Source organism: Loktanella sp. DJP18 (assembly GCF_049310965.1).
GTDB lineage: Bacteria > Pseudomonadota > Alphaproteobacteria > Rhodobacterales > Rhodobacteraceae > Loktanella.
The window spans coordinates 1-6,483 of sequence record NZ_JBMERN010000167.1 but is presented as its reverse complement, the minus strand read 5'-3'; the positions used below and the strand labels follow the sequence as shown (position 1 = coordinate 6,483).

The 6,483-nt window shown below is 56.1% G+C and carries 8 protein-coding genes; all 8 read right to left on the bottom strand.

All coding sequences use genetic code 11. The annotated features are described in order from the left end of the window. Positions 1–228 (bottom strand): hypothetical protein (locus ACOI1H_RS22765; protein WP_422440413.1); only part of this gene is annotated, 228 nt, incomplete at its 3' end. A 39-nt stretch (positions 229–267) separates the two neighbouring features. Beyond that, complete coding sequence (locus ACOI1H_RS22760; protein WP_422440411.1) at positions 268–1,074, bottom strand: hypothetical protein; 807 nt, start codon at positions 1,072–1,074, stop codon at positions 268–270. Positions 1,075–1,167: 93 nt separating this feature from the next. Next, positions 1,168–2,028 carry a hypothetical protein gene (locus tag ACOI1H_RS22755; protein WP_422440410.1) on the bottom strand — a complete coding sequence of 287 codons (861 nt, stop codon included), beginning with the start codon at positions 2,026–2,028 and terminating at the stop codon, positions 1,168–1,170. A gap of 567 nt (positions 2,029–2,595) precedes the next feature. Continuing rightward, positions 2,596–3,585 (bottom strand): Flp family type IVb pilin, encoded by a 990-nt coding sequence (locus ACOI1H_RS22750; protein ID WP_422440409.1) that lies wholly within the window; start codon positions 3,583–3,585, stop codon positions 2,596–2,598. A 383-nt stretch (positions 3,586–3,968) separates the two neighbouring features. Continuing rightward, entirely contained in the window at positions 3,969–4,799 is an 831-nt protein-coding gene (locus ACOI1H_RS22745) for a hypothetical protein (RefSeq protein WP_422440408.1), read from the bottom strand. A gap of 35 nt (positions 4,800–4,834) precedes the next feature. Then, entirely contained in the window at positions 4,835–5,032 is a 198-nt protein-coding gene (locus ACOI1H_RS22740; RefSeq protein WP_422440406.1) for a hypothetical protein, read from the bottom strand. A 177-nt stretch (positions 5,033–5,209) separates the two neighbouring features. Further along, on the bottom strand, positions 5,210–6,199 hold the full coding sequence (locus ACOI1H_RS22735; protein ID WP_422440405.1) for an IS1595 family transposase: 990 nt from the start codon (positions 6,197–6,199) through the stop codon (positions 5,210–5,212). A gap of 84 nt (positions 6,200–6,283) precedes the next feature. Continuing rightward, positions 6,284–6,483 (bottom strand): hypothetical protein (locus tag ACOI1H_RS22730; protein WP_422440404.1); only part of this gene is annotated, 200 nt, incomplete at its 5' end.

Below are 6,483 nucleotides of genomic sequence, written 5' to 3'. Positions count from 1 at the left end.
GTCGACGTAGAGGCCCGCGGCCCGCCCATCCTGGCGGGGCGATGCGTAGATGGCGTCGATCAGTTTCTCGGTGGCAATTGAGACATCTGGTCGCGCAGAGCGCTTGAAGATGGATGTGTCGAAGCGCAGGCATGACGCGTCAGTGTCAGCTGCATGCTCAGCGGTAAAGCGATCCTGGAGGGCAGCTTGCTCGGCTAGGTAGGTCGCGGTGGGCTGAAGCGTGGCCAAAGTCCTGTTTCCTCTTGTTGTTCGTTCACCCTGAACGTTTCAGCTGCTGCGCCATGACCTTGTCAGGGTCGCAGGGTCGCTCAGGAAGGTCTCGAGCGTGCCCACGACGGCGTGCATCGCAAGGCGGCCGTGATGGCTCTGGATCTGACGAATGAACCTTCGGCATTCTTCCGATTTGGCGTGTTTCATCTGGAATAGCGACGGCGGCGTCCCTGCCAGATACATCAGCAGCATGCGGTGATAATCGTCGTTTTGATCAATCGTCACCATCGTGAGTGTGGTGGCGACGAAATCCGCTTCATCTGGAAATGCCGCGATCTGCGCGCGCATGTAGGGAGCGATGCGGGGTCCGCGCATTGCGCAGATCTCGGATGAGAAGATGAAGGAGTTATCCTCATCGTTCACTGCGATTTCCTTTGCGCCGATCTCGCGCGCCAGCACGTGAGCGAAAGCATCGGCCCGGACCGGGTCCGGGATATCGTAGGCGAGACAGTCCGAGACCACGAGCTGATGGCCGATCAGGCCCAGGCCGCGGCTCGCCCAGAGCGCGAGATCGTCCGGCTCCATGCGCGTGAAGAGGTGCCGCCACCGTGTGTGGTGCAGGGTCATGTGACCGGGAGATATTTGCGGCATGGCCGCCACAACCCTGCGGCTCATCGACGACAGGGTGGCGTTGACAGAGTGCCGGGTCTGCGGATGGTTGCGGATGATCGCGATCGCCTCGTCTTCCATGTCGCGAAGAAACGCTGGTGTCCCGGCATCCTGTGTGGCGATGTTGATGTCTGCAATCCGGCGGCACAGCGAGAACAGGCGAGAGGATGGCGTTATATGATCAAAGCCTTCCATCTCATAGGGCCTTTTCAAAGTCTGCTCAGGACATGGTGTCGATGCCGTATTTGGGGTGGGCGATGTCGTTGTCTGAGCCTCCGGCTCGTCCTCTCATTCACCTTTCTCGGAGCAATACCTCTGCCGCAGCTGTGCCGTCAGCACCACAGGATCGCATATGAACTCCTCGAGTGTCCCGAGCTGAGCATAAAGGGCAAGGCGGCCATGATTGCTTGTCGCTTCGCTGAAAAGTGCTTTGGAGATCGTCGATTGCGCAAATACTGGTTGGAAATACCTGGCTGGCAATCCGGCCATCTGAACCATCAGGATGGATTGCATCATTTCGTCGGAAAATGAACCGCTTCTTTCCATTATCGCAGAAAGGAGAAGGCCTTCAGCAAATAGGTCGGGAAATGCGGCGACCTGCGCTCTGAGGTAGGGTGCAACAGTCACACCGCGTAGATTTAAAAAAGCGGGAGACGCGAAGAATCTCCTGTCACATTCGTGGGCACCGATACACTGGGCGAGAGCTGTGGCGTTCTCGTCGGCCTGATCCGGGTTCCAGGTCCGCCCCTCCTCGAGGCAGCCAAAAACGACGGCCTGATGGGATTGCAGGCCCAGACCTCGACTTGCCCAAAGGGCGATGTCATCTGCGTTCATGACACGCAAAAACCTGCGCCAAATCTTTGGCTTGAATGTTGAATGTCCAGGCACCCTGAAAGGGAGGGCGCTGACCAATCTGCGGCTGAAGGACGCCATGATATGATCGTGGTTTCCGGTAATGATTGACGGGTGTCGCTGCATGATATCCAGGGCGGAATTTTCCATCGCCGTCACGATCATGTCGAGTGCGAAATCGTCTTCAGCGAAACGGGGCAGGTAGCATGTGCCTCGCTGTGACCCGATAATTCCGTGCAGGCCCTTGCAGATGGCACGGAAAGCAAACTTGGGTCGGAGGATAAATTCATCTTTCATGCGCACCTCTAACGACTGCCAGCTCTGTCACGCTTGGCAGGGCCGGCGGTCGCTTTGACATGGGATCTGGCCGATTTTGTGTCCTGAACTCACGGCCAGTCAGATTGGAGCAATATTGTGGGTTTTGGCCGAAGCCAAACTCCTTACTAGGTGTTTTGTATATGGCGCGTCGCTTTGGCGGCGATCTTTCTCGTTCATTAACGAGCATGGTCCCGATCGTAAATCCGCCCCTTCGCCAGTCCCAGCTTCATCGTAGGGGTTTGCTTAGTTTGGCACGTGCCTAATCAGTTGAAGTGGAAACGGTAAATCTCGATGATTTTTGATCACCCATCCAGAATCTGCAAACCCCTGAGTTCAGCCCCGGTATCGGAGTTCCCTTTCACTTTTAGGGGCTGGGCCGCGGCTTCTCTCTTCCTTGCATCTGGGTCTTGCTGGCTCTCTACATAAGATTTGACGACGTTCAGTGGCGCGCAGCCACATCAGGCGACGCAGCAACTTGAACTCCAGAAGTGACTGCCGCTGAGACGTTTCATTTGCCCAGCAGCGACCGAAGTCGTCAATGGGATCTTACCAGCTACATGAGGTCGGAGCTGGACTGGAGTAAGGATCGTCAATTTTGCAGGGCCCGTCAACGACTCTGAAGTTATAATTGAACCGGCTCCCTTTCTGACCTGCCAAATATTTTTTGACATAGTCGAGAGGCCAGCTTTCAGCGTAGCTTTCCTCATCGTTGGTGTTGTCCGGCCAGAAGGCAGTCATCGTCCAAGTCTCAAGCGCCCTGCATGTATACCAGCCGTCAGCTCGCTCCTCGTAAAGGGAATATACAACGGGTTCACCATACATCTGAGCCTCAGCATTTCCCGCCGCGACACCGTCAGTGCAAGACGTTTTTGCATTTGCGATCATTTGTTGACTGTTGACTGACCCGTCATCAGTCACAGATTGAAAGCCTCCCCCCGGGATATCCGACAAATAGGTGAAGCCGACACCCCAGTAGACATTCGGGTCAATGGCGTCCGCGCGGGTCGCCCGGACCGTCGTAGACGCAGTGCGGTTATCCGTGGTTGTCCCTTCAACCGCATAATCCCGCGTCGTCCCGAAAGCTCCGAATGCCGCGGGATCAACCACGATAATATCACCGCTATTATCGATGATGAGGCCTGCGCCTGGAGGTGTCATGGAATACGCGGTAAAATCGGTGCCGTCAGTCGTGACAGTGTGAACAACGGTTCCGGCTGGCGCCCAAGTCGGAAATTCGAAGGACTGATTTGGAATGAACGCATCCACCAAATCACCAGACCCTTCTCCGCCAGATGAACCGCCTGGGGAGCCAGGCCCTCCTCCGCCAGATGAACCGCCTGGCGAGCCAGCCCCGGGGTCGCCTGCCGTGGCGATAGAGGCCGTAACATCGTTGTAAGTCTTGTCGATGGCTTTTCCTAGCTGCGAGACGGCAGCAATTGACGTGGTTCCAATCAATGTGACCAGAATAACGTATTCGACCAGAGCAGCTCCAGAGACTGATCTCTTGAGCCTTTTGACCGTGTTTGAATTTGCCATCGTTCTCTCTTTTCAATGTGGATAAGTGTCTTTTTTGAAATGTAGTTCCCGAAATGTCGCCATTGTAATTAGTCATCACCCTTCAGGAAATTGGCCGAGGGCAAGGAAAGCTTCTTTCCACGTCCGTTGCGTGGGTCGAGACGAACGTCAAACTGTGCACATTGTGCGTTCCAGCAAAAGCTTACATCCGTCCCGAAAATCGGGAACGGAAAACGCCACTTTTCGGCTGTCGCAGATTTTTTTAGCGACGGACTTCAACTGACACCTCCATCTTGAGATTACGCCAAGGGAGTCTTTCAAAGGAAATGTTTGCCAAAGTTCAGCCAACCAAAGCATTTTCTGCAACACGTCTGGTAAGCGGCTTGGACTGCCCCCCCCTGCTTTCATATTCGCAGGATTGCATTGAGCCGGCACTGTTTGTCGGCGAGGTAGTTTTCCAGTGTTCCGGTCTCGCGGTGAAGTGCCATACGTCCATGGTTGCTGGAGAGCAGCCTTATGACCTTGCTCAGCACAGCATGACCCGTGTCTGGCAGCTGCAACTGATCTTGCGGGAATCCTGCCAGGAACAGTATGACGAGGAGGTTCGGTGACAAGGATTTCATCTCGGCGGTATACCGAACCCGGGCGGAAATATCGTTCGGGAATGCGGCGATCTGTGCCCGTAGGTATGGCGCAAAAAGATCTGCGTCGATGTCTTCGAGATCTGACGATTCCCACAGGCTTTGTTCGTTGTTATCATCTGCGGACTCGTATGGGGCGATGTCATTTGCAATGATATCCGCGATGATGCGGGCCCGATTTTCGTCTTTCATGTCGTGGAGTTTTGTGAAGACATCTTTTTGCCGCGCGCCGATCCCAAGGCCGCGCGAGATGAACAGCCTGATGTCATCGTGGCTCATATAGTTCAGAAGCGTATTCCACTGGCCGCCCGAGAAGTGGAATGTTCCTGGTGGCAATGGTGCAAGCGTTGCGACGAGGGCGGGGCTGAGGGACTGCATGAGGGTGCCGTGGTGCTCTTCTGCAAAACCTGTTCGCAAGGAACAGATCTGTAGCGCAGCGGCTTCCATTACTTCCCGGGTTTGGGTCAGAATGCTGTGCTCCGCACCCTGAGCACCCCTGTTTTTGAGGAGGCTCTCCGACGGTCCGAGTGTCGCCAGGGCATCTGTGATGGCTGAAAGTGCGATACTTGCGTCCGAGTAAGATGCGTAGGTCATGCTGTTGTCCTTGTCAGGTGCTTGGTCGACTGGCTTCAGATTTTGCTGATCGCCATGCCTGCGGCCCGCGGGTTTGCGAGAAAGTTTTCGAGAGAGCCGGTTATGCCGCGCAGCGCCAGTCGACCGTGATTGCTTCCAAGGAGCTGTTCGACTTTGACGAGGTAGATATCGCGCTGTCCTGTCATTTTCGGATGTTCAATGCGATCTCCTGCCAAAAAGAGTGCGATCAGCATCGGAGCCTTAAAATATGACCATCGCACCGCGGACTCCAGAACCTCTGCAATCTGATTTGGGAAAGTCTCTATCTGTGCGCGCAGATACGGCGCTGCCAGGTCCGTATGCGTCTCCAAGAGCTCCGATAATACCGAAAAGTTTAGTAGTATCCGCATTTCGTGTTGGTAAGTGGGGCATCACACGGTCCGCAGGATCTCATCTGGTCGGATTTTGCCGACACGAGCGATAAACCATTGGAGATACCCGCCGAGATACTTCGAGGCCGGTCCTCTGAACGGTCGGGTGAAGTCCTTGTAGCGAGAGTGAAGACTGTTGATGTTCTGAATGTGATGCGTCGCCGAAACGGCCTTCTGTCCAGGCTTGGTCTTGATGACGAAGTGCTCGATCCCGGATGACTGCGCGAAAGCCGCATAGCCCGCGAGGCCATCAGTGCATAGCACGGCGTCTCGCGCCACGATCGGGGACAGCGCCATCTGGATCGTCCCGTTAGAGCGCCCGGCAATGCGCTGGAAGCGACGGGCGCCGCCTCGGTCCGCCACAGTCAGGATGGGCAGCTGCCAGCGAGACAGGCCGCGCATCATCGGAATCCCCTTCTCGCCATACTCATACCAGCGCCGGCGCGGGGGCTTGGGATGCTGGCTCGGATTTCGCAGGTGTCGAACCCATTCCCGCGACCCCTTGCGTGACTCTCGCTGGTAGGTCTCGTCGGCTTCTACGATCCCTCCGAAGCTGTTGGATGATGCGCCAGACAGCGCATTCAGGATGATCATCCGCCAGCGCCAGATCGTGTGTTTATTTCGCCTCAAGCTTCTCGACAACTCGCGAATGGACGACGGCGCCCTGTCTCCCAGCATGTCCTTGGCGACTTCCAGGAAGAGATCCGGACGATGAAGGTGCTGAATCGTCGAGCCCGTGCGCCCGGTGTATGTCCTTCGGCAACCGCGGCAGCGGTAACGCTGGATGTTCGTCCTCGTCCGTCCCCATTTCTCGCGCTCGCCGTGCCGGCAGTGAGGACACTTACTCGTCGCTTGGGCTCGCGCCTCGATCTCCGTGATTGCCTCGGTTTTGCGCCGCACCTCGGTTATGCGGCGCGACGCGTCTTGGACTTGTGCAGGCGAGAGATCGTCCAAGTGCTTGATCAGTCGCCGGAAGTCGTGTGGTTTCATGCTGCCCCCCCCGTTCCGCAATTCAGGGGCAATATTGGCCGCTTTCGCCTAACCGAAGCTTACCAACACGAAATGCGGACACTACTAAAAGTTTTCGTCGGATTCATCTTCCAGGAATTCGAACCGTCCGATCTCGTCAGTCAGGATCTGAGCAATGGTTCTTGCCCTTTCCTTGTCTTCCACGGCTTCGGAGAGCGCCTTGAAAACGAAGGCCTGCTGCCCGACGAGGCCCAGTCCACGGGAGATCAGCATACGCAGATCGTCGGTGTGAGCATCGACCAGTG

What these genes read in the sequence shown, in the direction of transcription:
- ACOI1H_RS22760 (WP_422440411.1), bottom strand. Translation starts at nt 1,074, where the DNA reads ATGGAAGGCTTTGATCATATAACGCCATCCTCTCGCCTGTTCTCGCTG.
- ACOI1H_RS22755 (WP_422440410.1), bottom strand. Translation starts at nt 2,028, where the DNA reads ATGAAAGATGAATTTATCCTCCGACCCAAGTTTGCTTTCCGTGCCATC.
- ACOI1H_RS22750 (WP_422440409.1), bottom strand. Translation starts at nt 3,585, where the DNA reads ATGGCAAATTCAAACACGGTCAAAAGGCTCAAGAGATCAGTCTCTGGA.
- ACOI1H_RS22745 (WP_422440408.1), bottom strand. Translation starts at nt 4,799, where the DNA reads ATGACCTACGCATCTTACTCGGACGCAAGTATCGCACTTTCAGCCATC.
- ACOI1H_RS22740 (WP_422440406.1), bottom strand. Translation starts at nt 5,032, where the DNA reads ATGCTGATCGCACTCTTTTTGGCAGGAGATCGCATTGAACATCCGAAA.
- ACOI1H_RS22735 (WP_422440405.1), bottom strand. Translation starts at nt 6,199, where the DNA reads ATGAAACCACACGACTTCCGGCGACTGATCAAGCACTTGGACGATCTC.